This window comes from Streptomyces sp. S.PB5, from assembly GCF_030403745.1.
GTDB lineage: Bacteria > Actinomycetota > Actinomycetes > Streptomycetales > Streptomycetaceae > Streptomyces.
The window spans coordinates 439,667-464,909 of sequence record NZ_JAQMWP010000003.1; the positions used below are offsets into that span (position 1 = coordinate 439,667).

At 70.3% G+C, this 25,243-nt stretch carries 23 protein-coding genes; 21 read left to right on the forward strand and 2 right to left on the reverse strand.

Annotated features, from left to right (window positions below):
- Positions 1-81: 81 nt before the first annotated feature.
- Positions 82-696 carry a 30S ribosomal protein S4 gene (gene rpsD, locus PH203_RS10875; protein ID WP_015661793.1) on the forward strand — a complete coding sequence of 205 codons (615 nt, stop codon included), beginning with the start codon at positions 82-84 and terminating at the stop codon, positions 694-696.
- Positions 697-726: 30 nt separating this feature from the next.
- On the opposite strand, the gene PH203_RS10880 is transcribed toward rpsD, so the two are convergent.
- Complete coding sequence (locus PH203_RS10880) at positions 727-2,862, reverse strand: regulator (RefSeq protein ID WP_289919112.1); 2,136 nt, start codon at positions 2,860-2,862, stop codon at positions 727-729.
- Positions 2,863-3,012: 150 nt separating this feature from the next.
- Between PH203_RS10880 and PH203_RS10885 the strand changes: the two genes are divergently transcribed.
- The 14 genes from PH203_RS10885 to nusB all read left to right on the forward strand — a co-directional run bounded on the left by PH203_RS10885 (position 3,013) and on the right by nusB (position 16,318).
- Positions 3,013-3,480: a DUF948 domain-containing protein gene (locus PH203_RS10885; RefSeq protein WP_289919115.1), complete on the forward strand. Its 468-nt coding sequence runs from the start codon at positions 3,013-3,015 to the stop codon at positions 3,478-3,480.
- An 8-nt stretch (positions 3,481-3,488) separates the two neighbouring features.
- Positions 3,489-3,848, forward strand: a complete 360-nt coding sequence (locus PH203_RS10890) for a hypothetical protein (RefSeq protein WP_289919116.1) — start codon at positions 3,489-3,491, stop codon at positions 3,846-3,848.
- A complete protein-coding gene (gene alaS / locus PH203_RS10895) occupies positions 3,848-6,520 on the forward strand; it encodes an alanine--tRNA ligase (RefSeq protein WP_289919118.1) in 2,673 nt (890 codons plus the stop codon). The genes PH203_RS10890 and alaS overlap by 1 nt, the downstream gene beginning before the upstream one ends.
- 2 nt (positions 6,521-6,522) lie before the next feature.
- Entirely contained in the window at positions 6,523-6,987 is a 465-nt protein-coding gene (gene ruvX / locus PH203_RS10900; RefSeq protein WP_289919455.1) for a Holliday junction resolvase RuvX, read from the forward strand.
- Between the two features lie 122 nt (positions 6,988-7,109).
- Positions 7,110-8,798 (forward strand): endolytic transglycosylase MltG, encoded by a 1,689-nt coding sequence (mltG, locus tag PH203_RS10905; protein WP_289919121.1) that lies wholly within the window; start codon positions 7,110-7,112, stop codon positions 8,796-8,798.
- Positions 8,779-9,618, forward strand: coding sequence for a shikimate dehydrogenase (locus PH203_RS10910; protein WP_289919123.1), 840 nt, complete (start codon positions 8,779-8,781; stop codon positions 9,616-9,618). Before mltG ends, PH203_RS10910 begins: the two co-directional genes overlap by 20 nt.
- Before the next feature lie 48 nt (positions 9,619-9,666).
- Positions 9,667-10,038 carry a hypothetical protein gene (locus tag PH203_RS10915; protein WP_289919126.1) on the forward strand — a complete coding sequence of 124 codons (372 nt, stop codon included), beginning with the start codon at positions 9,667-9,669 and terminating at the stop codon, positions 10,036-10,038.
- A gap of 171 nt (positions 10,039-10,209) precedes the next feature.
- A complete protein-coding gene (gene aroC / locus PH203_RS10920) occupies positions 10,210-11,394 on the forward strand; it encodes a chorismate synthase (RefSeq protein ID WP_289919127.1) in 1,185 nt (394 codons plus the stop codon).
- On the forward strand, positions 11,391-11,906 hold the full coding sequence (locus PH203_RS10925; RefSeq protein WP_289919129.1) for a shikimate kinase: 516 nt from the start codon (positions 11,391-11,393) through the stop codon (positions 11,904-11,906). Before aroC ends, PH203_RS10925 begins: the two co-directional genes overlap by 4 nt.
- Entirely contained in the window at positions 11,903-12,994 is a 1,092-nt protein-coding gene (gene aroB, locus PH203_RS10930; protein ID WP_289919131.1) for a 3-dehydroquinate synthase, read from the forward strand. Before PH203_RS10925 ends, aroB begins: the two co-directional genes overlap by 4 nt.
- Positions 12,995-13,157: 163 nt before the next feature.
- Positions 13,158-14,000: a Pro-rich N-terminal domain-containing protein gene (locus PH203_RS10935; protein WP_289919132.1), complete on the forward strand. Its 843-nt coding sequence runs from the start codon at positions 13,158-13,160 to the stop codon at positions 13,998-14,000.
- 164 nt (positions 14,001-14,164) lie between these two features.
- A complete protein-coding gene (locus PH203_RS10940) occupies positions 14,165-15,265 on the forward strand; it encodes an aminopeptidase P family protein (RefSeq protein ID WP_289919134.1) in 1,101 nt (366 codons plus the stop codon).
- A gap of 49 nt (positions 15,266-15,314) precedes the next feature.
- Positions 15,315-15,881, forward strand: coding sequence for an elongation factor P (efp, locus tag PH203_RS10945; RefSeq protein ID WP_289919136.1), 567 nt, complete (start codon positions 15,315-15,317; stop codon positions 15,879-15,881).
- A 2-nt stretch (positions 15,882-15,883) separates the two neighbouring features.
- Positions 15,884-16,318 carry a transcription antitermination factor NusB gene (nusB, locus tag PH203_RS10950; protein WP_289919138.1) on the forward strand — a complete coding sequence of 145 codons (435 nt, stop codon included), beginning with the start codon at positions 15,884-15,886 and terminating at the stop codon, positions 16,316-16,318.
- A 201-nt stretch (positions 16,319-16,519) separates the two neighbouring features.
- Here the strand turns inward: nusB and bldD are convergent, their stop codons facing one another.
- Positions 16,520-17,020 (reverse strand): transcriptional regulator BldD, encoded by a 501-nt coding sequence (bldD, locus tag PH203_RS10955; RefSeq protein ID WP_003956405.1) that lies wholly within the window; start codon positions 17,018-17,020, stop codon positions 16,520-16,522.
- A 254-nt stretch (positions 17,021-17,274) separates the two neighbouring features.
- On the opposite strand from bldD, the gene pyrR reads away from it, so the two are divergent.
- From pyrR to carB, 6 genes are all read left to right on the forward strand, one after another.
- Complete coding sequence (gene pyrR / locus PH203_RS10960; RefSeq protein ID WP_289919158.1) at positions 17,275-17,841, forward strand: bifunctional pyr operon transcriptional regulator/uracil phosphoribosyltransferase PyrR; 567 nt, start codon at positions 17,275-17,277, stop codon at positions 17,839-17,841.
- 78 nt (positions 17,842-17,919) lie between these two features.
- A complete protein-coding gene (locus tag PH203_RS10965; RefSeq protein WP_289919160.1) occupies positions 17,920-18,897 on the forward strand; it encodes an aspartate carbamoyltransferase catalytic subunit in 978 nt (325 codons plus the stop codon).
- Between the two features lie 4 nt (positions 18,898-18,901).
- Complete coding sequence (locus tag PH203_RS10970; RefSeq protein WP_289919162.1) at positions 18,902-20,188, forward strand: dihydroorotase; 1,287 nt, start codon at positions 18,902-18,904, stop codon at positions 20,186-20,188.
- On the forward strand, positions 20,185-20,772 hold the full coding sequence (locus tag PH203_RS10975; protein WP_289919163.1) for a hypothetical protein: 588 nt from the start codon (positions 20,185-20,187) through the stop codon (positions 20,770-20,772). Before PH203_RS10970 ends, PH203_RS10975 begins: the two co-directional genes overlap by 4 nt.
- Positions 20,769-21,917, forward strand: a complete 1,149-nt coding sequence (gene carA, locus PH203_RS10980; protein ID WP_289919164.1) for a glutamine-hydrolyzing carbamoyl-phosphate synthase small subunit — start codon at positions 20,769-20,771, stop codon at positions 21,915-21,917. The genes PH203_RS10975 and carA overlap by 4 nt, the downstream gene beginning before the upstream one ends.
- Positions 21,910-25,218 (forward strand): carbamoyl-phosphate synthase large subunit, encoded by a 3,309-nt coding sequence (gene carB, locus PH203_RS10985; protein ID WP_289919166.1) that lies wholly within the window; start codon positions 21,910-21,912, stop codon positions 25,216-25,218. The genes carA and carB overlap by 8 nt, the downstream gene beginning before the upstream one ends.
- Positions 25,219-25,243: the final 25 nt, after the last annotated feature.

Consider the following 25,243-nt stretch of genomic DNA (forward strand, 5'->3'; position numbering starts at 1 on the left):
TGACGGACCCGGCGGGTTTCCCCGGCTGCGGATGCGACCTCCCACAACCCTGACAAGCCGAACACTGAGAAATGAGAGATTGTGGCGAACCAGTCCCGCCCCAAGGTCAAGAAGTCGCGTGCCCTCGGCATCGCGCTGACCCCGAAGGCCGTCAAGTACTTCGAGGCCCGTCCCTACCCCCCGGGTGAGCACGGCCGTGGCCGCAAGCAGAACTCGGACTACAAGGTCCGTCTGCTCGAGAAGCAGCGTCTGCGTGCGCAGTACGACGTGTCCGAGCGCCAGCTCGTCCGCGCCTACGAGCGTGCCTCCAAGGTGCAGGGCAAGACCGGTGAGGCCCTGATCATCGAGCTCGAGCGTCGTCTCGACGCGCTGGTCCTGCGTTCGGGCATCGCCCGCACGATCTACCAGGCCCGCCAGATGGTCGTTCACGGCCACATCGAGGTCAACGGTCAGAAGGTCGACAAGCCGTCCTTCCGCGTCCGTCCCGACGACGTCGTGATGGTCCGCGAGCGCAGCCGTGAGAAGACCCTCTTCTCCATCGCCCGTGAGGGCGGCTTCGCCCCCGAGGGTGAGACCCCGCGCTACCTCCAGGTGAACCTCAAGGCCCTGGCGTTCCGCCTGGACCGTGAGCCGAACCGCAAGGAGATCCCGGTGATCTGCGACGAGCAGCTCGTCGTCGAGTACTACGCCCGCTGATCACCAGCCGGACGCAGTACACGCACCACCTCAACCCGCCGTCTCCCCGCCCTTCCGGGTGGGCGAGGCGGCGGGTTGCTGCATGACGGCCGCACCCTGGGCATGCCGTGCCGTCCCGCGCGGCGCGGGCAGCGCATCCAGGGGCCGCCCCAGCGCGCGGGCCACCGCCGCGTCCCGGCCCAGCCGACGCCCCGCCCGTACGGACTCCTCGTACCGCTCGTCCCCGAGCCGCTCACGGGCCATCGCCTCGCACAGCTCGTGCGGGGCGTTGTAGTGGGCCGACCCGAACAGCGGCAGCCCCACCGAGGGCCACATCGCGGCCGCCGCGCCCTGCAGCACCGCGGCCTCGGCGGGATCGCCCTGAGCCGCCGTGACCAGGGCCAGCAGCTCGATGGTCAGCACCGAGCCGAGCAGGTCGTGGAAGGCGTGGGCGGCGCCCAGGCAGTCGGCGAGCAGCGTGCGCGCGTCCGTCAGCTCGCCGGCGCTCCAGGCCGCGTACGCCAGGACGTACAGCGCGTACGTCCTGGTCCAGCGTTCGCCGTGGTCCTCGCAGATCCGCCGGACGTCCTCGCACAGCCGTACCGCCTCCGGCAGGTCGCCCTGGAAGGCGCGGGCCATCGCCAGCTCGACCTGGCCCATCAGGACATTGCTGTTGAGCTCGCCGATCTCCTGGTAGCGCGCCAGCGACGAACGCAGCAGCCTCTCCGCGCGGGGCATGTCGTCCGTGACCAGGGCGAGGCAGCCGGTGCGATGCTCCGCGTACGCCACCGCCGTCGGGTTCGCGGAGCGCTCCGCCTCCTCCCGGCACTCCTGGAGCGCGGCCAGCGCGGGCACCTTGTCGCCCTGGAGGATCGCCACATAGCCGAGCACCCACAGGGCCTTCAGCCGCGACAGCTCGTTGTCGGACTCCAGCCGCACGGCCTGCTCCAGCCAGTGCCGCCCCTCCGAGAGCCGCCCGCAGCCGGCCCAGTAGAACCAGAGGGAACCCGCGAGGTACTGGCCCAGATGGGCCTCGTCGGGATCGGCCAGGCAGTGGTCCAGGGCGTGGCGCAGATTCGGCAGTTCCGCCTCGACCCGCGCGGCCACCTCGGCCTGCCGCGGCGAGAACCAGTCCAGCTCGCACCAGGTCGCAAGTCCCAGGTACCAGTCGCGGTGCCGCCGCCGCAGCCGGTCCGTGTCCCCGGTCGCCGCCAGCCAGTCGGCGCCGTACGCGCGGACCGTGTCGAGCATCCGGTAGCGCACCCCGGTGGCGGTCTCCTCGCGCCCGACCACCGACTGCGCGAGCAGCTCCGTCAGCACGTCGAGGACGTCCTCCTCGGCCAGCCCGTCGCCGACGCACACGTACTCCACGGCCTCCAGGTCGAACGGCCCGGCGAACACCGAAAGCCGCGACCACAGCAGCCGCTCCTCGGGCGTGCACAGCTCATGGCTCCAGCCGATCGCCGTACGCAGCGTCCGATGCCGCGGCAGAGCGTCCCGCGCACCGCCGCTCAGCAGCCCGAACCGGTCGTCGAACCGTTCCAGCAACTGACCGGGGGACAGGGCCCGCAACCGGCCGGCGGCCAGCTCGACGGCGAGCGGGATGCCGTCGAGGCGCCGGCACAGCTCTCGTACGTCGGGATCGGCGGCGGCCGGTACACCCTGCTGAGCCGCCCGGTCGACGAAGAGCTCCACGGCCTCGTCCTCGGCCAGGGGGCCCAGCGCGAACACCCGCTCGCCCGCCAGGGACAGCGGTCTGCGTCCCACGGCCAGCACTCTGAGCCCCGGCACCCGGCTCAGCAGATCGGCGACCAGCTCGGCGCAGGCGGCCACCAGATGCTCGAACCCGTCGAGAACCAGCAGGAGTTCACGCCCCGGCCCGGTCAGATGGGCGAGCAGCGTCTCGCGCGGCAGCCGTGTGGTGTGGTCCGTCAGACCGAGGGCGTCCACGACCGCGTAGTCGACGAACTCCGGATCGCGCACCGGCGCCAGCTCGACGCGCCAGGCCCCTCTGCCCGACACCGCCCGTGCCGCCAGCCGGGACTTGCCGATACCAGCGGGCCCGGTCACGGTCACCAGCCGCGAGCTGTCCAGCAGCACGCAGAGGGCGGCGAGTTCGGCCGAGCGGCCCACGAACGCGTCCGGTTCGAGGGGCAGGTTGCCGTCGCAGAGCCGATCGTCACGCATAGAACACGGAGCGTACTGAACCGTATTCAGTCCGTACAATCGCTCCGCGCAACTCGGCGCGATCGCTCCGTGGGACGCGGCCCGCGCGGGGGCGGTGATCCGGTGCGGAGCCGCGCCCGGGGCGCGATAGGCTCGGCTCAGACTTTTTCGATGTTCAGGCACGTATACGGGAGCGGGTGCGCAGTGTCCGGTGGAGAGGTGGCCGGCATCCTGGTGGCCGTCTTCTGGGCGATCCTGGTCTCCTTCCTCGCCGTCGCGCTGGCGAGGCTGGCCCAGACGCTCAGGGCGACCACCAAGCTGGTGGCGGACGTGACCGACCAGGCCGTCCCGCTGCTCGCGGACGCCTCCTCGGCGGTGCGCTCCGCACAGACCCAGATCGACCGGGTGGACGCGATCGCCTCGGACGTCCAGGAGGTCACCTCCAACGCCTCCGCACTGTCCACCACCGTCGCCTCCACGTTCGGCGGTCCCCTCGTCAAGGTCGCGGCCTTCGGGTACGGCGTGCGCCGGGCGATCAGCGGCCGCAAGGACGACGTGCCCGCGAAGGCACCCCGGCGTACCGTGATCGTGGGCCGCACCGTTCCGGCGTCACGACGGAGCAAGCGGAAGAAGGACTGAGACCAGCGATGTTCCGCCGTACCTTCTGGTTCAGCACGGGCGTCGCCGCCGGTGTGTGGGCCACCACCAAGGTCAACCGCAAGCTGAAGCAGCTGACCCCCGAGAGCCTCGCCGCCAGCGCGGCGAACAAGGCGATCGAGGCCGGTCACCGCATCAAGGACCGAGCGGTGGGCTTCGCCCTCGACGTCCGCGACAACATGGCCCAGCGGGAGGAGGAACTCGGCGACGCACTGGGGCTGAACGCCCCCGTCGACCCCGAACTCCCCGCGCCCCGGCGGTACGCCGCCATCGAGAACCGCAACAACCCGAAGTACGTCGAGGGATCGACGTACCAGACTTACCCGTACAACCGGAATGAGGACCACTGATGGAGTCGGCTGAGATCCGCCGCCGCTGGCTGAGCTTCTACGAGGAGCGCGGTCACACCGTCGTCCCTTCGGCGTCGCTCATCGCGGACGACCCGACTCTGCTCCTGGTCCCCGCCGGCATGGTCCCCTTCAAGCCCTACTTCCTCGGTGAGGTCAAGCCGCCGTGGGCGCGGGCGACCAGCGTGCAGAAGTGCGTGCGCACGCCCGACATCGAAGAGGTCGGCAAGACCACCCGGCACGGCACGTTCTTCCAGATGTGCGGCAACTTCTCCTTCGGCGACTACTTCAAGGAAGGCGCCATCAAGTACGCCTGGGAGCTGCTCACCACGCCCCAGGACAAGGGTGGTTACGGCCTGGAGCCCGAGAAGCTCTGGATCACCGTCTACCTGGAGGACGACGAGGCCGAGCGCATCTGGCACGAGGTCGTCGGCGTGCCGAAGGAGCGCATCCAGCGCCTCGGCATGAAGGACAACTACTGGTCCATGGGCGTCCCCGGACCCTGCGGCCCCTGTTCCGAGATCAACTACGACCGCGGCCCCGAGTTCGGCGTCGAGGGCGGCCCTGCCGTCAACGACGAGCGGTACGTGGAGATCTGGAACCTCGTCTTCATGCAGTACGAGCGTGGCGAGGGCATCGGCAAGGACAACTTCGAGATCCTCGGCGAGCTGCCGAGCAAGAACATCGACACCGGTCTCGGACTCGAGCGTCTCGCCATGATTCTGCAGGGCGTGCAGAACATGTACGAGATCGACACCTCGATGGCCGTCATCAAGAAGGCCACCGAGCTGACCGGTGTCGCCTACGGCGACGCCCACGAGTCGGACGTCTCCCTGCGCGTGGTCACCGACCACATGCGTACGTCGGTGATGCTCATCGGCGACGGCGTGACCCCTGGCAACGAGGGCCGCGGTTACGTCCTGCGCCGCATCATGCGCCGTGCCATCCGCAACATGCGTCTGCTCGGCGCCACCGGCCCGGTCGTCCTCGACCTCATCGACACCGTGATCGCCATGATGGGCCAGCAGTACCCCGAGCTGGTCACCGACCGCGAGCGCATCGAGAAGGTCGCCGTCGCCGAGGAGAACGCGTTCCTCAAGACGCTCAAGGCCGGCACCAACATCCTCGACACCGCCGTCACCGAGACCAAGGCCTCCGGCGGCACGGTCCTCGCCGGCGACAAGGCGTTCCTGCTCCACGACACCTGGGGCTTCCCGATCGACCTCACCCTGGAGATGGCCGCCGAGCAGGGCCTGTCCGTGGACGAGGACGGCTTCCGGCGTCTGATGAAGGAGCAGCGGGAGCGCGCCAAGGCCGACGCCCAGGCCAAGAAGACCGGCCACGCCGGTGCCGGTGCCTACCGCGAGATCGCGGACAAGACCGGCGAGACCGAGTTCATCGGCTACTCGGACACCGAGGGCGAGTCCACGATCGTCGGCATCCTCGTCGACGGCGCCTCCTCCCCGGCCGCCACCGAGGGCGACGAGGTCGAGATCGTCCTCGACCGCACCCCGTTCTACGCCGAGGGCGGCGGCCAGATCGGCGACACCGGAAAGATCAAGGTCGACTCCGGTGCCGTCATCGAGATCCGCGACTGCCAGAAGCCGGTCCCGGGCGTCTACGTCCACAAGGGCGTCGTGCAGTTCGGCGAGGTCACCGTCGGTGCCAAGGCGCACGCCTCGATCGACTCCCGCCGCCGCACCGCCATCGCCCGCGCCCACTCGGCCACCCACCTGACCCACCAGGCGCTGCGTGACGCGCTCGGCCCGACGGCCGCCCAGGCGGGTTCCGAGAACCAGCCCGGCCGTTTCCGCTTCGACTTCGGCTCCCCGTCCGCCGTTCCGACGGCCGTGATGACCGACGTGGAGCAGAAGATCAACGAGGTGCTCGCCCGCGACCTCGACGTGCACGCCGAGATCCTGAGCCTCGACGAGGCGAAGAAGCAGGGTGCCATCGCCGAGTTCGGCGAGAAGTACGGCGAGCGGGTCCGTGTCGTGACGATCGGCGACTTCTCCAAGGAGCTGTGCGGCGGTACGCACGTCCACAACACCTCGCAGCTCGGCCTGGTCAAGCTGCTCGGCGAGTCGTCGATCGGCTCCGGTGTCCGCCGTATCGAGGCGCTCGTAGGCGTCGACGCCTACAACTTCCTCGCCCGTGAGCACACGGTCGTCGCCCAGCTCCAGGAACTGATCAAGGGCCGCCCGGAGGAGCTCCCGGAGAAGGTCTCCGCGATGCTCGGCAAGCTGAAGGACGCCGAGAAGGAGATCGAGAAGTTCCGCGCCGAGAAGGTGCTGCAGGCCGCTGCCGGTCTCGCCGAGTCGGCCAAGGACATCCGTGGCATCGCCGTCGTCACCGGTCAGGTCCCGGACGGCACCACCGCCGACGACCTGCGCAGGCTGGTCCTCGACGTGCGCGGCCGTATCCAGGGCGGACGCGCTGCCGTGGTCGCGCTCTTCACGGTGGCGGGTGGCAAGCCGCTGACGGTCATCGCCACCAACGAGGCCGCCCGCGAGCGCGGTCTCAAGGCCGGTGACCTGGTCCGCACGGCCGCCAAGACCCTCGGCGGCGGCGGTGGCGGCAAGCCGGACGTCGCCCAGGGCGGCGGCCAGAACCCGGCCGCGATCGGCGAGGCCGTCGAGGCCGTCGAGCGACTGGTCACGGACACCGCGAAGTGACGATGCGCAGAGGGCGTCGACTCGCGATCGACGTCGGGGACGCCCGGATCGGGGTCGCCTCGTGCGACCCCGACGGGATCCTCGCCACCCCGGTGGAGACGGTCCCCGGCCGGGACGTCCCGGCCGCCCACCGCCGGCTGAAGCAGCTGGTGGAGGAGTACGAACCGATCGAGGTCGTCGTCGGACTCCCTCGCTCCCTCAAGGGGGGCGAGGGCCCCGCGGCGGTCAAGGTCAGGGCCTTCGCCCAGGAGCTCGCCAAGGGGATCGCGCCGATACCGGTACGCCTGGTGGACGAGCGGATGACGACCGTGACGGCCAGCCAGGGACTGCGTGCCTCGGGCGTGAAATCCAAGAAGGGCCGCTCCGTCATCGATCAGGCAGCCGCTGTGATCATCCTCCAGCAGGCGCTCGAATCCGAACGGGTGTCAGGTAAAGCACCCGGAGAGAGCGTCGAAGTGGTCATCTGATCGCGATACGGTAACGTTCCGCGCGATTGCGGCGCTGTTCGAACAGGTGCCGCACGAAGAGAGGCGGACCGGATGCCGAGCCACAAGCCGCGCGACCGCCGCCTCGCGGCTCTAGGGGATCGATGACTGAGTATGGCCGGGGCCAGGAAGGCTCCGAACCGTGGCATCCGCAGGACCCGTATTACGGGGACGGCGGATGGGAAGGGCAGCAGGGCCACGCCGGCCATCAAGCTGCCTACGGCGGCCAGCAGCAGCACTATCCGCAGCAGCCGCAGCAGCCGGAGTACGGCGACTGGGGCACCGGCCAGCAGGCCGATTACGGTCAGGCGCAGCAGCAGTACGACCCGTATCAGGGCGGGTACGACCAGCAGCACTACGGAACCCAGGGCCACCAGCAGAGTTACGACAACAACGGCTGGGGCACGGGCACGCACACGCATGTCCAGTACACCGACCCGCAGGACCCGTACGGCCAGCAGGCCGCCGCGTACGGCGTCGGCGACCAGCCCGACTTCTACGGCACCCCCGACGCCTACCCGCCGCCGGAGCCGCCGAGCCGCCGAGCCGCCGAGCCGGAACCGCAGCAGACGGATTGGGATCCCGGCCCCGACCAGGGTGAACACGCCTTCTTCGCGGGGGGCGGGGACGACGAGGGCGACGCCGAGGACGCCGACGGCGACGGAGAGGGTGGCCGCGGGGACCGCAGGGGCCGGGGCGGCAAGAAACCGAAGAAGCGGCGCAGCGGCTGCGCCTGCCTGGTCGTCCTGCTGGTGTTCGGCGGTGGCGTGGCCGGTGTCGGCTACTTCGGCTATCAGTTCTACCAGGATCGTTTCTCTCCGGCTCCGGACTACGCGGGCGACGGCACGAGCACGACGGTGTCGGTCGTGATCCCGAAGGGCGCCAACGGCGCGGAGATGGGGCGGCTGCTGGCCAAGGCCGGCGTCGTCAAGAGCGTCGACGCGTTCGTGGCCGCGTTCACGCAGAACGACGACTCGGGCCGTATCCAGGCCGGCGCCTATGTGATGAACAAGGAGATGTCGGCCAAGAGCGCGGTGGAGCTGATGCTCGACCCGAAGAGCCGGAATGCCGTGATGGTCACGCCGGGGCAGCGCAACATCGCCGTCTACAAGGCCATCGACGACAAACTCGGGCTGAAGTCCGGCGCCACCCGAAAGGCTGCCGAGGCCAAGTACAGCAGCCTCGGACTTCCGGACTGGGCGGAAAAGAACAGCGAGATGAAGGACCCGTTGGAGGGCTTCCTCTATCCGGGCACCTATCCTGCCGCCGACGGCATGAAGCCCGAAGAGGTCCTGAAGGAGATGGTGGCCGCCGCCACCAAAAAGTACGCCGCGTTCGACCTGGAGGCCAAGGCCAAGGCGCTGAAGCTGGACAGCCCCATGGACATCGTCACGATCGCGAGCCTCGTCCAGGCGGAGGGCAAGACCACCAGCGACTACCGCAGGATGGCGGAAGTGGCCTACAACCGCCTCGACTACGCGAACCCGCAGACCTACGGGGCGCTGCAGTTCGACTCGACGTACAACTACGCGAAGAACGAGAGCAACATCGACATCAGCGAGTCGGAGATCAGCAAGGACGAGGACCCGTACAACACCTACACCCACAAGGGTCTGCCGCCCGGCCCGATCGGGAACCCGGGTGACGACGCGATCAAGTCGACGCTGAATCCGACCGACGAGGGTTGGTACTACTTCGTGGCGACCGATGGCGTGAGCAAGACCGAGTTCGCCAGGACGCACGAGGAATTCCAGAGACTCAAGGACAAGTTCAATGCCAGCAGGGGCAACTGACGCCCGCCGGGCCGCCGTGCTCGGTTCGCCCATCGCCCACTCCCTGTCGCCGGTGCTGCACCGGGCCGCGTACGGGGAACTGGGACTCAAGGGCTGGTCGTACGACCGGTTCGAGATCGACGAGGCCGCACTGCCGGGCTTCGTCGCGGGGCTCGGGCCGGAGTGGGCCGGGCTGTCGTTGACCATGCCGCTCAAGCGGGCGGTCATCCCGCTGCTCGACGAGATCAGCGAGACGGCCGCCTCGGTCGAGGCGGTCAACACGCTGGTGCTCGCCGAGGACGGCCGCCGTGTCGGCGACAACACCGACATCCCCGGCATGGTCGCAGCCCTGCGCGAGCACGGCGTCGAGCAGGTGGACTCCGCCGCGATCCTCGGCGCCGGCGCCACGGCCTCGTCCGCGCTCGCCGCGCTGGCCCGGGTCTGCAGCGGCGAGGTCGTCGTGTACGTCCGCAGCGCGGCCCGGGCCGCCGAGATGCGGGAGTGGGGCGAGCGGCTCGACGTGGACGTGCGTACGGAGGACTGGGCGGACGCCGCCGACGCGCTGAACCGGCCGCTGGTCATCGCCACCACCCCGGCCGGTACGACGGACGCGCTGGCCACCGCCGTCCCCGAGCGGCCCGCCACCCTCTTCGACGTGCTCTACGAGCCCTGGCCCACCGAACTCGCCGCCCGCTGGTCGATGTTCGGCGGAGCCGTGGTCAGCGGGCTCGACCTGCTGGTGCACCAGGCGGTGCTGCAGGTCGAGCAGATGACGGGGTGCGCCAAGGCCCCGGTGGCGGCCATGCGGAAAGCGGGCGAGCAGGCGCTGGCGGCCCGCTAGGGTCTGTCCGGGTTTCGCAGGGGGCGGAACCGGGAGGGGAGAACACGCGTGTCCGCAGGCATGCAGATGGCATCCGGCAAGAGCGAGATATTCGAGGCCGTACTGAAGTTCATGCCCGACTGGGTGCAGATCACGGTGCTCGCGCTGGTGGTCCTCGCGGTGCTCGTGTCCTGGGGTATCAAGATCAAGCGCAAGATCGACTACCGGCGGGCCGTGCGCAGCGGGCAGCCGATCCACGCGGCGGCGCAGTACGGGCAGGGCAGGGGTGCCGACTTCCTCGGTGCGTACGCGCCCCAGCAGGCGCCGGTCCAGACGCCGGTCCAGGCACCGGCCCACGCTCCGGCCCAGGGTCAGCCGAGCGGCGCCGATTTCCTGGGTGCCTATGCGTCGCAGCACCGGCAGGGCAACGGCTCCGTCTGAGCCGTTGCGGCGCGGGTGCGTCCGCCTGATGGACCAGCGGCGGGCGCAGTCTGCCGGACATGGGAGGATCGAGGGTGGCGGACCGGCGCCGCGCACCCGGTCGCGCCATTGCCGTACGCGAGGACGCGCGTATGCGAGGCAGTACCAGGGCGCGAGCACTGAGGAGCACCGTTGAGCAGGTTGCGCTGGCTGACCGCGGGGGAGTCCCACGGTCCCGCACTCGTCGCGACGCTGGAGGGCCTTCCCGCCGGCGTGCCGATCACCACGGAGATGGTGGCGGACCACCTGGCCCGGCGCCGCCTCGGTTATGGACGCGGTGCCCGGATGAAGTTCGAGCAGGACGAGGTCACCTTCCTCGGTGGCGTCCGGCACGGCCTCACCCTCGGTTCCCCGGTCGCGATCATGGTGGGCAACACCGAGTGGCCCAAGTGGGAGCAGGTCATGTCGGCCGACCCCGTCGACCCCGAGATCCTCGCCGGCCTCGCCCGCAACGCCCCGCTGACCCGCCCGCGCCCCGGCCACGCCGACCTCGCCGGTATGCAGAAGTACGGCTTCGACGAGGCCCGCCCGATCCTGGAGCGCGCCTCCGCCAGGGAGACGGCGGCCCGGGTCGCGCTGGGCGCGGTGGCCCGGTCGTACCTCAAGGAGACGGCCGGCATCGAGATCGTCAGCCATGTCGTCGAGCTGTGCTCGGTCAAGGCCCCGGCGGGTGTGTACCCGACCCCGGCCGACGTGGAGAAGCTGGACGCCGACCCGCTGCGCTGCCTCGACGCCGACACCTCGAAGGCGATGGTGGCCGAGGTGGACCAGGCCCACAAGGACGGCGACACCCTCGGTGGCGTGGTCGAGATCCTGGCGTACGGCGTCCCGGTCGGCCTCGGCTCGCATGTGCACTGGGACCGCAAGCTGGACGCCCGGCTGGCCGGCGCCCTCATGGGCATCCAGGCCATCAAGGGGGTCGAACTCGGCGACGGCTTCGAGCTCGCGCGCGTGCCCGGCTCCAAGGCGCACGACGAGATCGTGAACACGCCCGAGGGCATCCGCCGTGTCTCCGGCCGCTCCGGCGGCACCGAGGGCGGTCTGACCACCGGCGAGCTGCTGCGGGTCCGGGCCGCGATGAAGCCGATCGCGACCGTCCCGCGCGCCCTGCAGACCGTCGACGTCACCACCGGCGAGGCCGCCCAGGCCCACCACCAGCGCTCCGACGTCTCCGCGGTCCCGGCCGCCGGCATCGTCGCCGAGGCGATGGTGGCCCTGGTCCTGGCGGACGCGGTCGCGGAGAAGTTCGGCGGCGACAGCGTGCCGGAGACCCGCCGCAACGTCCGCTCGTACCTCGAGAACCTGGCCATCCGATGACCCGTCCGCAGGTGGTGCTGGTCGGCCCGATGGGCGTGGGGAAGTCCACCGTCGGACGGCTGCTGGCCGAGCGGCTCGGCGTCGGCTACCGGGACACCGACGACGACATCGTCGCCGAACAGGGGCGCACGATCGCGGAGATCTTCGTCGACGAGGGCGAGTCCGCCTTCCGGGCGATCGAGAAGGCCGCCGTGCAGCGGGCGCTCGCCGGGTACGACGGTGTCCTGGCGCTCGGCGGCGGTTCGATCCTCGACGCGGACACCCGCGCCCTGCTGGCCGGACATCGGGTGCTGTACCTCTCGATGGACGTCGAGGAGGCCGTCAAGCGCACCGGCCTGAACACCGCCCGCCCGCTGCTCGCGGTCAACCCGCGCAAGCAGTGGCGCGAGCTGATGGAGGCGCGCCGCCACCTGTACGAGTCGATCGCCACGGCGGTGGTCGCCACCGACGGCCGTACCCCCGAAGAAGTCACCGAGATCGCGCTGGACGCACTGGAGTTGAAGGAAGCATGAGCGAGGCAGTGACGCGCATCCAGGTCGGCGGCACCGCGGGCAGTGAACCGTACGAGGTCCTGGTGGGCCGTCAACTCCTGGGCGAGCTCGGCGGGTTGGTCGGTGACAAGGCCAGGCGGGTCGCGGTGATCCACCCCGAGGCGCTCGCCGGCACCGGTGACGCGCTGCGGGCCGACCTGGCCGAGCAGGGGTACGAGGCCGTCGCGATCCAGGTGCCCAACGCGGAGGAGGCCAAGACCGCCGAGGTCGCCGCCTACTGCTGGAAGGCGCTCGGACAGTCCGGGTTCACGCGCACCGACGTCGTCGTCGGCGTGGGCGGCGGCTCGACCACCGACCTGGCCGGATTCGTGGCCGCGAGCTGGCTGCGCGGGGTGCGCTGGATCGCGATCCCGACGACCGTGCTGGCCATGGTCGACGCGGCCGTCGGCGGCAAGACCGGCATCAACACCGCCGAGGGCAAGAACCTCGTCGGCGCCTTCCACCCGCCGGCCGGCGTGCTGTGCGACCTGGCCGCGCTGGACTCCCTGCCGGTCAACGACTACGTCTCCGGGCTCGCCGAGATCATCAAGGCCGGTTTCATCGCCGACCCGGTGATCCTGGACCTCATCGAGTCCGATCCCGAGGCCGCCCGCACTCCGGCGGGCCCGCACACCGCCGAGCTCATCGAGCGCTCCATCCGGGTCAAGGCCGAGGTCGTCTCGTCCGACCTGAAGGAGTCGGGCCTGCGCGAGATCCTCAACTACGGTCACACGCTCGCCCACGCCATCGAGAAGAACGAGCGGTACAAGTGGCGGCACGGCGCCGCCGTCGCCGTAGGCATGCACTTCGCGGCCGAACTCGGCCGTGTGGCAGGCCGGTTGGACGACGCGACGGCCGACCGGCACCGCACGATCCTGGAGTCGGTGGGCCTGCCGCTGAGCTACCGCTACGACCAGTGGCCCAAGCTGCTGGAGACCATGAAGGTCGACAAGAAGTCCCGCGGCGACCTGCTCCGCTTCATCGTCCTCGACGGCCTGGCCAAGCCCACCGTCCTGGAGGGCCCCGACCCGGCCGTGCTGCTGGCCGCGTACGGAGAAGTGGGCGAGTAGTCCGCCGAGAAACCATCCGTCCCATTCGCCTTACGAGCACGGGCACTTAGGGCCCTCCCCGGCCGTTCACCAAACGGCGGCCGGGGACGGTACCGTTCGGTAAGGAGCGGGGCTCGTACCCGCTGCCAGCGCCAATCGCCTGTACGAGATGGAGTGGCACCGGATGCAGCACGCAGTGGGTTCTCCGCTGCCGCCGCCCCACCAGCCGGGGCACGGACCGGCCACCGGCTGGTCACCGGCCGCACACCACCCGGGTCCCCATCACCCGGGCGCGCACCAGGGCTCGGCCCCGGTGCCCCCGCCGCCCCCGGCCCCGGGCTTCGCCCCGCAGCCGCCCCCTCCCCAGGCCCCGCCGGCCCCGGACACCACCGGCCATGTGCCCCTGCCGCCCGGCGGCCCCGTGGGTGTCCCCTCCGCCCCGCCCACCACGGTCGCCCCCGACTCCGCCGGCACGACCCTCGCGGTCCTGCTGATCGGCCCCGCGGGCGCCGGAAAGACCAGCGTCGCCAAGTACTGGGCCGACCACCGCCGGGTCCCCACGGCCCACATCAGCCTCGACGACGTACGCGAATGGGTCCGCTCCGGCTTCGCCGACCCCCAGTCCGGCTGGAACGACCACTCCGAGGCCCAGTACCGCCTCGCCCGCCGCACGTGCGGCTTCGCCGCCCGCAACTTCCTCGCCAACGGCATCTCCTGCATCCTCGACGACGCGGTCTTCCCGGACCGCCCGGTGGTCGGCCTCGGCGGCTGGAAACGGCATGTGGGACCTGGGCTGCTCCCGGTGGTCCTGCTGCCGGGCCTGGAGATCGTCCTGGAGCGCAACGCCGAGCGGTCCGGAAACCGCCGCCTCACGGACGAGGAGGTCGCGCGGATCCACGGCCGGATGGCGGGCTGGTACGGCTCGGGCCTGCCGATCATCGACAACTCGCAGCTCGATGTCCCACAGACGGCACGGGTACTGGACGACGTACTGGCACGATCGATCGCAAGCCCGCCCAGCTGGTGATCAGGCGTGCCCGGAGACACCTGGGGGCGCGGGGCTGTATCGATGTACGGCTACCGCCGCGTGGGCGCGACCAGCCCCCACCGGCCCGCAGACGACAACGCACCCCTGCCCCACTCGGCCTCTCCCGAACGGCGCCCCACCTGCGGAACTCCTACGCTGCTGTCATGTCAGAGGTCTACGCGGCCCGCCGCGCCAGATTGAGGGAACGCTGCAACGCGGTCGGCAGCACGTCGGCCCTGGTCACGAACCCGGCCAACGTGCGCTACCTGGCGGGAGCGTCCGGCGCCGTACTGCTCCTCGGCAGGACCGAGGACCTCCTGGTGTGCGTCGGCTCACCCGACGACCGCCAGCCCGAATCCCGCCCGGACGAGGCACTCCGCCTCCACACGCTCCCCGGCTCCGCAGGCGACCCCGCCGTCGCCGCCGCCGACCTCGCGGCAGCTCAGGGCGGTGACTCCCTCGCCCTGGAGGAGCATCACCTCACCGTCACCCGGCACAGGGCCATCCGCTCGGTCGCGCCCCGCCTCCGCCTCGGCGACCTCGGACAAGCCGTCGAACAGCTCAGGGTCGTCAAGGACGAGGAGGAGATCTCCTGTCTCCGCATCGGCGCCGAGATCGCCGACCAGGCGCTGGGCGAGCTCCTCGAATCCATCCTGGTCGGCCGCACCGAGCGGCACCTCGCCCTCGAACTGGAACGCCGCCTGGTGGACCACGGCGCCGACGGCCCCGCCTTCCCCACCTCCGTCGCCACCGGCCCCAACTCCGGCAGACGCGCCCACCGCCCCACCGACCGCCGCGTCGAGGAGGGCGACTTCCTCTCCGTGTGCCTGGGCGCGCGGTACCGCGGCTACCGCTGCGAGATCGGCCGCACCTTCGTCATCGGTACGTCCCCGGCGGACTGGCAGATCGAGCTGTACGACCTCGTCTTCGCTGCCCAGCGGGCCGGCCGTGAGGCCCTCGCGCCGGGCGCCGCCTACCGCGACGTGGACCGCGCCGCACGGCAGGTGCTGGACTCCGCGGGATACGCGGAGGGGCTTTTGGAGCTGACCGGACACGGCGTGGGGCTCGAAATCGACGAGGACCCGCAGCTGGCCCCCGCGGCCATGGGTAAACTGGACGCTTGCGTGCCGGTCACCGTCGAACCGGGGGTCCACCTCCCGGGCCGGGGCGGTGTCCGGATCGATGACACGCTCGTCGTACGCCCCGAGGCGGACGGCGGACCCGAGCTACTCACCATCACGACCAAGGAGCTGCTCGCGCTGTAGGAGCGCTTGCCCCGGGGTCGTCCACGTCAGTCCAGGAGATTCCGCAACCGTGGCTTCCACGAACGACCTCAAGAACGGCCTGGTGCTCAAGCTCGAAGGCGGCCAGCTCTGGTCCGTCGTCGAGTTCCAGCACGTCAAGCCCGGCAAGGGCCCCGCCTTCGTGCGCACCAAGCTCAAGAACGTGCTGTCCGGCAAGGTCGTCGACAAGACGTTCAACGCCGGCGTCAAGGTCGAGACGGCCACTGTCGACAAGCGCGACATGCAGTTCTCGTACATGGACGGCGAGTACTTCGTCTTCATGGACATGGAGACCTACGACCAGCTGATGATCGACCGCAAGACGGTCGCCGACGCCGCGAACTTCCTCATCGAGGGCTTCACCGCGACCGTCGCGCAGCACGAGGGCGAGGTGCTCTTCGTCGAGCTGCCCGCCGCGGTCGAGCTCGTCGTCCAGGAGACCGAGCCGGGCCTGCAGGGCGACCGCTCCACCGGTGGCACCAAGCCCGCCACCCTGGAGACCGGCCACCAGATCCAGGTCCCACTCTTCATCACCACCGGTGAGAAGATCAAGGTCGACACCCGCACCAGCGACTACCTCGGCCGGGTGAACAGCTAACCGTGGCTGCCCGCAACACGGCCCGCAAGCGCGCCTTCCAGATCCTCTTCGAGGGCGACCAGCGCGGCGCCGACGTCCTCACGGTCCTCGCGGACTGGATCCGGCTCTCCCGGGACGACACCCGGCAGCCGCCGGTCAGTGAGTACACGATGCAGCTGGTCGAGGGCTACGCCGTACAGGCCAAGCGCATCGACGAGCTGATCTCGCAGTACTCCGTCGGCTGGACGCTCGACCGGATGCCGGTCGTCGACCGCAACATCCTGCGGCTCGGTGCCTACGAGCTGATCTGGGTCGACGAGACCCCGGACGCCGTGGTCCTCGACGAGGCGGTGCAGCTGGCGAAGGAGTTCTCCACGGACGAGTCGCCGGCGTTCGTGAACGGCCTCCTCGGCCGGCTCAAGGACCTGAAGCCGTCCCTGCGCCGCGACGAGGCGTGAGCCACGGCGGGGCCTGAGAGGCCGCCAGAGGTACGACCCGGGGTACGACATGCCCAGAGGGCCCGCAGCGTGAGTGCTGCGGGCCCTCTGGCGTTGCGGTACCCGCGCGGCCCCCGAAGCGCGCAGAAAGCCGCCGGGGTGGCCGGAACCGTGAAGTTCCGGCCACCCCGGCGGCACGTTTCTGCTGAGGCGGGAGGCGGCTCAGCTCTCCTCGTGGGAGACCGCGCGACGCGCGTCGGCGTCCAGCACACCCCAGCTGATCAGCTGCTCGGTGAGGACCGAGGGCGACTGGTCGTAGATGACGGCGAGTGTGCGCAGGTCGTCCTGGCGGATCGAGAGCACCTTGCCGTTGTAGTCACCGCGCTGCGACTGGATCGTCGCCGCGTAGCGCTGCAGGGGGCCCGCCTTCTCGGCCGGTACATGGGCCAGCCGCTCCAGGTCGAGGACCAGCTTCGGCGGCGGCTCGGCGGCGCCGCCCGGCGTGGTGCCCGGCAGCAGTTCCTGGACGGGTACGCCGTAGAAATCCGCCAGCTCGGCGAGACGCTGCACGGTCACGGCACGGTCGCCACGCTCGTACGAACCGACCACGACCGCCTTCCAGCGTCCCTGGGACTTCTCCTCGACACCGTGGAGGGAAAGGCCCTGCTGGGTGCGGATGGCCCGGAGCTTGGCCCCGAGCTGTTTGGCGTATTCGCTGGACATATAGCTCCCCGGACACTGGATCTACGCGACTGGGTTTGTTTCCATGCCGCGCGTCTGGTAACTCACTGTGAGGTTACGCAGCGTGACTCTGGTGCGTCAAGCCGAATGGTCCACACCGACGCTTCCGTGCGGGTGGTGGCCGATTAGGCCAGGGGGGTGATCGAGGTGGTCGACCCGGCCTGCTACCGTGGATGGCGCAATTCCGACGTCCTTTAAGGTCCGTCCCGTGAGGCGGAGAAGGAGGTCCGTTTCTTATGGACACGCACGACTCGCAGCAGTCCGATGCCAGGCCCGTTCTCGAGGCCCCTGACATCGCGCGGGTACTGACCCGCATCGCCCACGAGATCGTCGAACGCGCCAAGGGCGCCGACGACGTGGTGCTCCTCGGCATTCCGACCCGGGGCGTCTTCCTCGCCCAGCGGCTCGCCGCCAAGCTGGAGGAGATCACCGACCGCAAGGTTCCGGTCGGTTCGCTCGACATCACCATGTACCGGGACGACCTGCGCATGCACCCGCCGCGCGCGCTGGCCCGCACCGAGATCCCCGGTGACGGCATCGACGGCCGGCTCGTCGTCCTCGTCGACGACGTGCTCTTCTCGGGCCGCACCATCCGCGCCGCCCTCGACGCCCTGAACGACATCGGGCGTCCGCGCGCGGTGCAGCTCGCGGTCCTCGTCGACCGCGGCCACCGCGAACTGCCCATCCGCGCCGACTACGTCGGCAAGAACCTCCCCACGTCGCTGCGGGAGACGGTCAAGGTCCAGCTCGCCGAGGAGGACGGTCGCGACACCGTGCTGCTCGGCGCAAAGCAGACCCCGTAGCAAGCCGAGCGGCATGCCGTCCTTCGGCATGCCCGTACTTGCCCGTAATCTCCCGAACTTCCCTACGGAGCCTGACAGATGCAGCGTCATCTCATCTCGGCCGCCGACCTCTCCCGCGACGACGCCGTCCTGATCCTCGACACCGCCGAGGAGATGGCCCGGGTCGCCGACCGGCCGATCAAGAAACTGCCGACCCTGCGCGGCCGCACGATCGTCAACCTCTTCTTCGAGGACTCCACGCGCACGCGGATCTCCTTCGAGGCCGCGGAGAAGCGTCTCTCCGCCGACGTCATCAACTTCACCGCCAAGGGGTCGAGCGTCTCCAAGGGCGAGTCCCTCAAGGACACCGCCCAGACCCTGGAGGCCATGGGCGTCGACGCCGTCGTCATCCGGCACGGCGCCTCCGGAGCGCCGTACCGCCTGGCCACCTCCGGCTGGATCGACGCGGCCGTCATCAACGCCGGTGACGGCACCCACCAGCACCCCACGCAGGCCCTGTTGGACGCCTTCACCATGCGCCGCCGGCTCATCGGCCGGGACGCCGGGATCGGGCAGGACCTGTCCGGCAAGCGCATCACGATCGTCGGAGACGTCCTGCACAGCCGCGTCGCCCGCTCCAACGTCGACCTGCTGCACACCCTCGGCGCCGAGGTCACCCTCGTCGCCCCGCCGACCCTGGTGCCGGTCGGCGTCGAGACCTGGCCGTGCGAGGTGTCGTACGACCTCGACAGCACGCTTGCCAAGTCCGACGCGGTGATGATGCTGCGCGTGCAGCGCGAGCGGATGAACGCCGCGTTCTTCCCGACCGAGCGCGAGTACTCGCGGCGCTACGGACTCGACGGCGACCGCATGGCGCGGATGCCCGAGCACGCCATCGTGATGCACCCGGGGCCGATGGTCCGCGGCATGGAGATCACCGCCGAGGTCGCCGACTCCGATCGCTGCACCGTCGTGGAGCAGGTCGCAAACGGAGTCTCCATCCGGATGGCCGTTCTGTACCTGCTGCTGGGTGGCAATGAGCCCGCCGTCAGCCACACCCGTACCGAGGAGAAGTAAGACCATGAGCAAGATCCTGATCCGTGGTGCGAAGGTGCTCGGCGGCGAGCCGCAGGACGTGCTGATCGACGGTTCGACGATCGCCGAGGTGGGCGTCGGCCTGTCCGACGAGGGCGCCGAGGTCGTCGAGGCCGGAGGCAAGGTGCTGCTGCCGGGGCTCGTCGACCTGCACACCCATCTGCGCGAGCCCGGGCGTGAGGACTCCGAGACCGTGCTGACCGGCACGCGCGCGGCGGCCTCCGGCGGCTACACGGCCGTCTTCGCCATGGCCAACACCTTCCCGGTCGCCGACACCGCCGGTGTCGTCGAGCAGGTCTACCGGCTCGGCCAGGAGCACGGGTACTGCGATGTGCAGCCCATCGGCGCCGTGACCGTCGGTCTGGAGGGCAAGAAGCTCGCCGAGCTGGGTGCCATGCACGAGTCGGCCGCCGGTGTCACCGTCTTCTCCGACGACGGCAAGTGCGTCGACGACGCCGTGATCATGCGGCGCGCGCTGGAGTACGTGAAGGCCTTCGGCGGGGTCGTCGCCCAGCACGCGCAGGAGCCGCGGCTGACCGAGGGCGCCCAGATGAACGAGGGCATCGTCTCCGCCGAGCTGGGGCTCGGGGGCTGGCCCGCGGTGGCCGAAGAATCGATCATCGCCCGGGATGTCCTGCTCGCCGAGCACGTGGGTTCGCGGGTCCACATCTGCCACCTGTCGACCGCCGGGTCCGTCGAGATCGTCCGCTGGGCCAAGTCCCGCGGCATCGACGTCACCGCCGAGGTCACCCCGCACCACCTGCTCCTCACCGACGAGCTGGTCCGGACGTACAACCCCGTCTACAAGGTGAACCCGCCGCTGCGCACCGAGCGCGACGTGCTCGCCCTGCGCGAGGCGCTCGCCGACGGCACGATCGACATCGTCGCCACCGACCACGCCCCGCACCCGCACGAGGACAAGGACTGCGAGTGGGCCGCGGCCGCCATGGGGATGGTGGGCCTGGAGACCGCGTTGTCAGTGGTGCAGGAGACCATGGTGGACACCGGGCTCCTCACCTGGGCCGGGGTCGCCGACCGCATGTCCTTCAAGCCCGCCCGGATCGGGCAGGCCAAGGGTCACGGCCGTCCCGTCTCGGCAGGTGAGCCCGCCAACCTCACGCTCGTCGACACGGAATACCGTGGGGACGTGGACCCCGCGGGCTTCGCCTCGCGCAGCCGGAACACCCCGTACGAGGGGCGTGAGCTGCCGGGCCGTGTGACGCACACGTGGCTCCGGGGCAAGGCCACGCTCGTCGACGGGAAGCTCACGTGACACCTGCACCTGTAATCCTGCTGGCCGCCGATCTCGCCGCCGAGCAGAAATCGGCTGAGGTCACCGACTGGGCCGCCCGTGTCGGCTGGCTCGTCGGGCTGGCGCTGTTCGTCGCGCTCATCTACTGGCTGATGCGCGAGGGCTGGAAGTGGCGCGGCACGCTCCAGGGCGATCTGCCCGAGCTCCTCGACGCGCCGGAAGACCTCGGTGCGGCGAAACTGACGATGAGCGGCCGCTACCACGGCTCCACCACCGCCGGGCAGTGGCTCGACCGCATCGTGGCGCACGGACTCGGCACCCGCAGCCGGGTCGAGCTCACGCTGACGGATGCGGGACTGGACGTCGTACGCCCCGGTGCGGCCGACTTCTTCGTGCCCGTCGCCGCGCTGCGCGAGGCCCGGCTCGACAAGGGCATCGCCGGCAAGGTCCTCACCGAGGGCGGGCTGCTGGTCGTGACCTGGCAGCACGGGGAGCGGCTGATCGACTCCGGGTTCCGCTCCGACCGCGCGGCCGAGCACAACGAGTGGGTCGACGTCATTAACTCCATGATCAACAAGAAGACGGAAACGGAAGGCGCACGATGACGACCTCCACTAGGGGAGCCTCGAAGGCTCCTGCGGTACTCGTCCTGGAGGACGGCCGGATCTTCCGCGGCCGCGCCTACGGGGCCGTGGGGGAGACCTTCGGCGAGGCCGTGTTCTCCACCGGCATGACCGGCTACCAGGAGACCCTGACCGACCCGTCGTACCACCGCCAGGTCGTCGTGATGACCGCCCCGCACGTCGGCAACACCGGGGTCAACGACGAGGACCCCGAGTCCGCGCGGATCTGGGTGAGCGGTTACGTCGTGCGCGACCCCGCGCGCGTGCCCTCCAACTGGCGCTCCCGGCGCTCGCTGGACGAGGAACTGGAGCGGCAGGGCGTCGTCGGCATCTCCGGCATCGACACCCGCGCCCTGACCCGCCATCTGCGCGAGCGCGGCGCCATGCGCGTCGGCATCTTCTCCGGCGAGCAGTGGGCCGGCGTCCGCGACGAGGCCCTGCTCTCCAAGGTGCAGGAGCAGCCCCAGATGAAGGGCGCGAACCTCTCCGCCGAGGTCGCCACCAAGGAGGCGTACGTCGTCCCGGCGATCGGCACGAAGAAGTTCACCGTCGCCGCCGTCGACCTCGGCATCAAGGGCATGACCCCGCACCGCATGGCCGAGCGCGGCATCGAGGTGCACGTCCTGCCCGCCACGGCCACCGCCGAGGACATCTACGCCGTGAACCCGGACGGCGTCTTCTTCTCCAACGGCCCCGGTGACCCGGCCACCGCCGACCACCCGGTCGCCGTCATGCAGGCGGTCCTGGAGCGCGGCACCCCGCTCTTCGGCATCTGCTTCGGCAACCAGATCCTGGGCCGCGCGCTCGGCTTCGGCACCTACAAGCTGAAGTACGGCCACCGCGGCATCAACCAGCCGGTGCAGGACCGTACGACCGGCAAGGTCGAGGTCACCGCGCACAACCACGGCTTCGCCGTCGACGCCCCGACCGACAAGGTCTCCGAGACCCCCTACGGCCGCGCCGAGGTCTCCCACGTGTGCCTCAACGACAACGTGGTGGAGGGCCTCCAACTGCTCGACCGCCCGGCCTTCAGCGTCCAGTACCACCCCGAAGCGGCAGCGGGCCCGCACGACGCCGCCTACCTGTTCGACCGCTTCGTACAGCTCATGGAGGGCCAGCGTGCCTAAGCGCACCGATATCCAGTCCGTCCTGGTCATCGGCTCCGGCCCGATCGTCATCGGCCAGGCCGCCGAGTTCGACTACTCCGGCACCCAGGCGTGCCGCATCCTGCGCGCCGAGGGCCTGCGGGTCATCCTCGTCAACTCCAACCCGGCGACGATCATGACCGACCCGGAGATCGCCGACGCCACCTACGTCGAGCCGATCACCCCGGAGTTCGTCGAGAAGATCATCGCCAAGGAGCGCCCCGACGCCCTGCTGCCCACCCTGGGCGGCCAGACGGCCCTGAACACGGCGATCTCGCTGCACCAGGCGGGCACGCTGGAGAAGTACGGCGTCGAGCTGATCGGCGCCAACGTCGAGGCCATCAACAAGGGCGAGGACCGCGACCTGTTCAAGGACGTCGTCGAGGAGGTCCGCAAGAAGATCGGGCACGGCGAGTCCGCCCGCTCGGTCATCTGCCACTCCATGGACGACGTCCTCAAGGGCGTCGAGACCCTCGGCGGCTACCCGGTCGTCGTCCGCCCGTCCTTCACCATGGGCGGCGCCGGCTCCGGCTTCGCCCACGACGAGGAGGAGCTGCGCCGCATCGCGGGCCAGGGCCTCACGCTCTCCCCGACCACCGAGGTGCTCCTGGAGGAGTCCATCCTCGGCTGGAAGGAGTACGAGCTGGAGCTGATGCGCGACAAGCACGACAACGTCGTGGTCGTCTGCTCCATCGAGAACTTCGACCCGATGGGCGTGCACACCGGCGACTCGATCACCGTCGCCCCGGCGATGACGCTGACCGACCGCGAGTACCAGATCCTGCGCGACATCGGCATCGCCGTGATCCGCGAGGTCGGCGTCGACACCGGCGGCTGCAACATCCAGTTCGCGGTGAACCCCGAGGACGGCCGCGTGATCGTCATCGAGATGAACCCGCGCGTGTCGCGCTCCTCGGCCCTCGCCTCCAAGGCGACCGGCTTCCCGATCGCCAAGATCGCCGCCAAGCTCGCCGTCGGCTACACCCTCGACGAGATCCCGAACGACATCACGCAGGAGACCCCGGCCTCCTTCGAGCCCACGCTCGACTACGTGGTCGTCAAGGCCCCGCGTTTCGCCTTCGAGAAGTTCCCGCAGGCCGACTCCACGCTGACCACGACCATGAAGTCGGTCGGCGAGGCCATGGCCATCGGCCGCAACTTCACCGAGGCCTTCCAGAAGGCGCTGCGCTCGCTGGAGAAGAAGGGCAGCCAGTTCACCTTCGTCGGCGACCCCGGCGACAAGCAGGCGCTGCTCGCGGAGTCCGTCCGGCCCACCGACGGCCGGATCAACACCGTCATGCAGGCCATCCGCGCGGGCGCCACGCAGGAGGAGGTCTTCGAGTACACGAAGATCGACCCCTGGTTCGTCGACCAGCTCTTCCTCATCAAGGAGATCGCCGACGAGCTCGCCGAGGCGCCGGAGCTGACCCGGGACCTCATCGCCGAGGCCAAGCGCCACGGCTTCTCCGACCAGCAGATCGGCGAGATCCGCGGTCTGCGCGAGGACGTCGTCCGCGAGGTGCGGCACGCGCTCGGCATCCGCCCGGTGTACAAGACGGTCGACACCTGCGCCGCCGAGTTCGCCGCGAAGACGCCGTACTTCTACTCCTCCTACGACGAGGAGACCGAGGTCGCGCCCCGCGAGAAGCCCGCGGTCATCATCCTCGGCTCCGGCCCCAACCGCATCGGCCAGGGCATCGAGTTCGACTACTCCTGCGTCCACGCCTCCTTCGCGCTGAGCGACGCCGGCTACGAGACCGTGATGGTCAACTGCAACCCCGAGACCGTCTCCACGGACTACGACACCTCCGACCGCCTGTACTTCGAGCCGCTGACGCTGGAAGACGTGCTGGAGATCGTCCACGCGGAGTCCCTCGCGGGCCCGATCGCCGGCGTGGTCGTCCAGCTCGGCGGCCAGACCCCGCTGGGCCTGTCGCAGGCGCTCAAGGACAACGGCGTGCCGATCGTCGGTACGTCCCCGGAGGCGATCCACGCCGCCGAGGACCGCGGTGCCTTCGGCCGGGTCCTCGCCGAGGCGGGCCTCCCGGCCCCCAAGCACGGCACCGCGACCACCTTCGCCGAGGCCAAGGCCATCGCCGACGAGATCGGCTACCCGGTCCTCGTCCGGCCGTCGTACGTCCTCGGCGGCCGCGGCATGGAGATCGTCTACGACGAGACCCGTCTCGCCTCCTACATCGCCGAGTCGACGGAGATCAGCCCCTCCCGGCCGGTCCTCGTCGACCGCTTCCTCGACGACGCGATCGAGATCGACGTCGACGCCCTCTACGACGGCGAGGAGCTCTACCTCGGCGGCGTCATGGAGCACATCGAGGAGGCCGGCATCCATTCCGGCGACTCGGCGTGCGCGCTGCCCCCGATCACGCTCGGCGGCTTCGACATCAAGCGGCTGCGGGCCTCGACCGAGGCCATCGCCAAGGGCGTCGGCGTGCGCGGCCTGATCAACATCCAGTTCGCGATGGCCGGCGACATCCTCTACGTCCTCGAAGCCAACCCGCGCGCCTCCCGCACCGTCCCCTTCACCTCGAAGGCGACCGCGGTGCCGCTGGCCAAGGCCGCCGCCCGGATCTCGCTCGGCGCGACCATCGCCGAACTGCGCGCCGAGGGGCTGCTCCCGGCCGACGGCGACGGCGGCGAGCTGCCGTTCGACGCGCCGATCTCCGTCAAGGAGGCGGTCATGCCGTGGTCGCGCTTCCGCGACGTCCAGGGCCGCGGGGTCGACACGGTCCTCGGCCCGGAGATGCGCTCCACCGGCGAGGTCATGGGCATCGACGCCGTCTTCGGCACGGCGTACGCCAAGTCGCAGGCCGGCGCCTACGGCCCGCTGCCCACCAAGGGCCGCGCGTTCATCTCCGTCGCCAACCGCGACAAGCGGTCGATGATCTTCCCGGCGCGCGAGCTGGTCGCCCACGGCTTCGAGCTGCTCGCCACCTCCGGCACCGCCGAGGTGCTGAAGCGCAACGGCATCAAGGCCACGGTGGTGCGCAAGCAGTTCGAGGGCACCGGCCCGGGCGGCGAGAAGACCATCGTCCAGCTCATCCACGACGGCGAGGTCGACCTCATCGTCAACACCCCGTACGGCACCGGCGGCCGCCTCGACGGCTACGAGATCCGTACGGCGGCCGTGGCGCGGTCGGTCCCGTGCCTGACGACGGTCCAGGCGCTCGCCGCCGCCGTCCAGGGCATCGACGCCCTCAACCACGGTGACGTGGGCGTCCGCTCGCTCCAGGAACACGCGGAACACCTGACCGCGGCCCGCGACTAGCAGCCGACGAGGGGGACACCGGAAA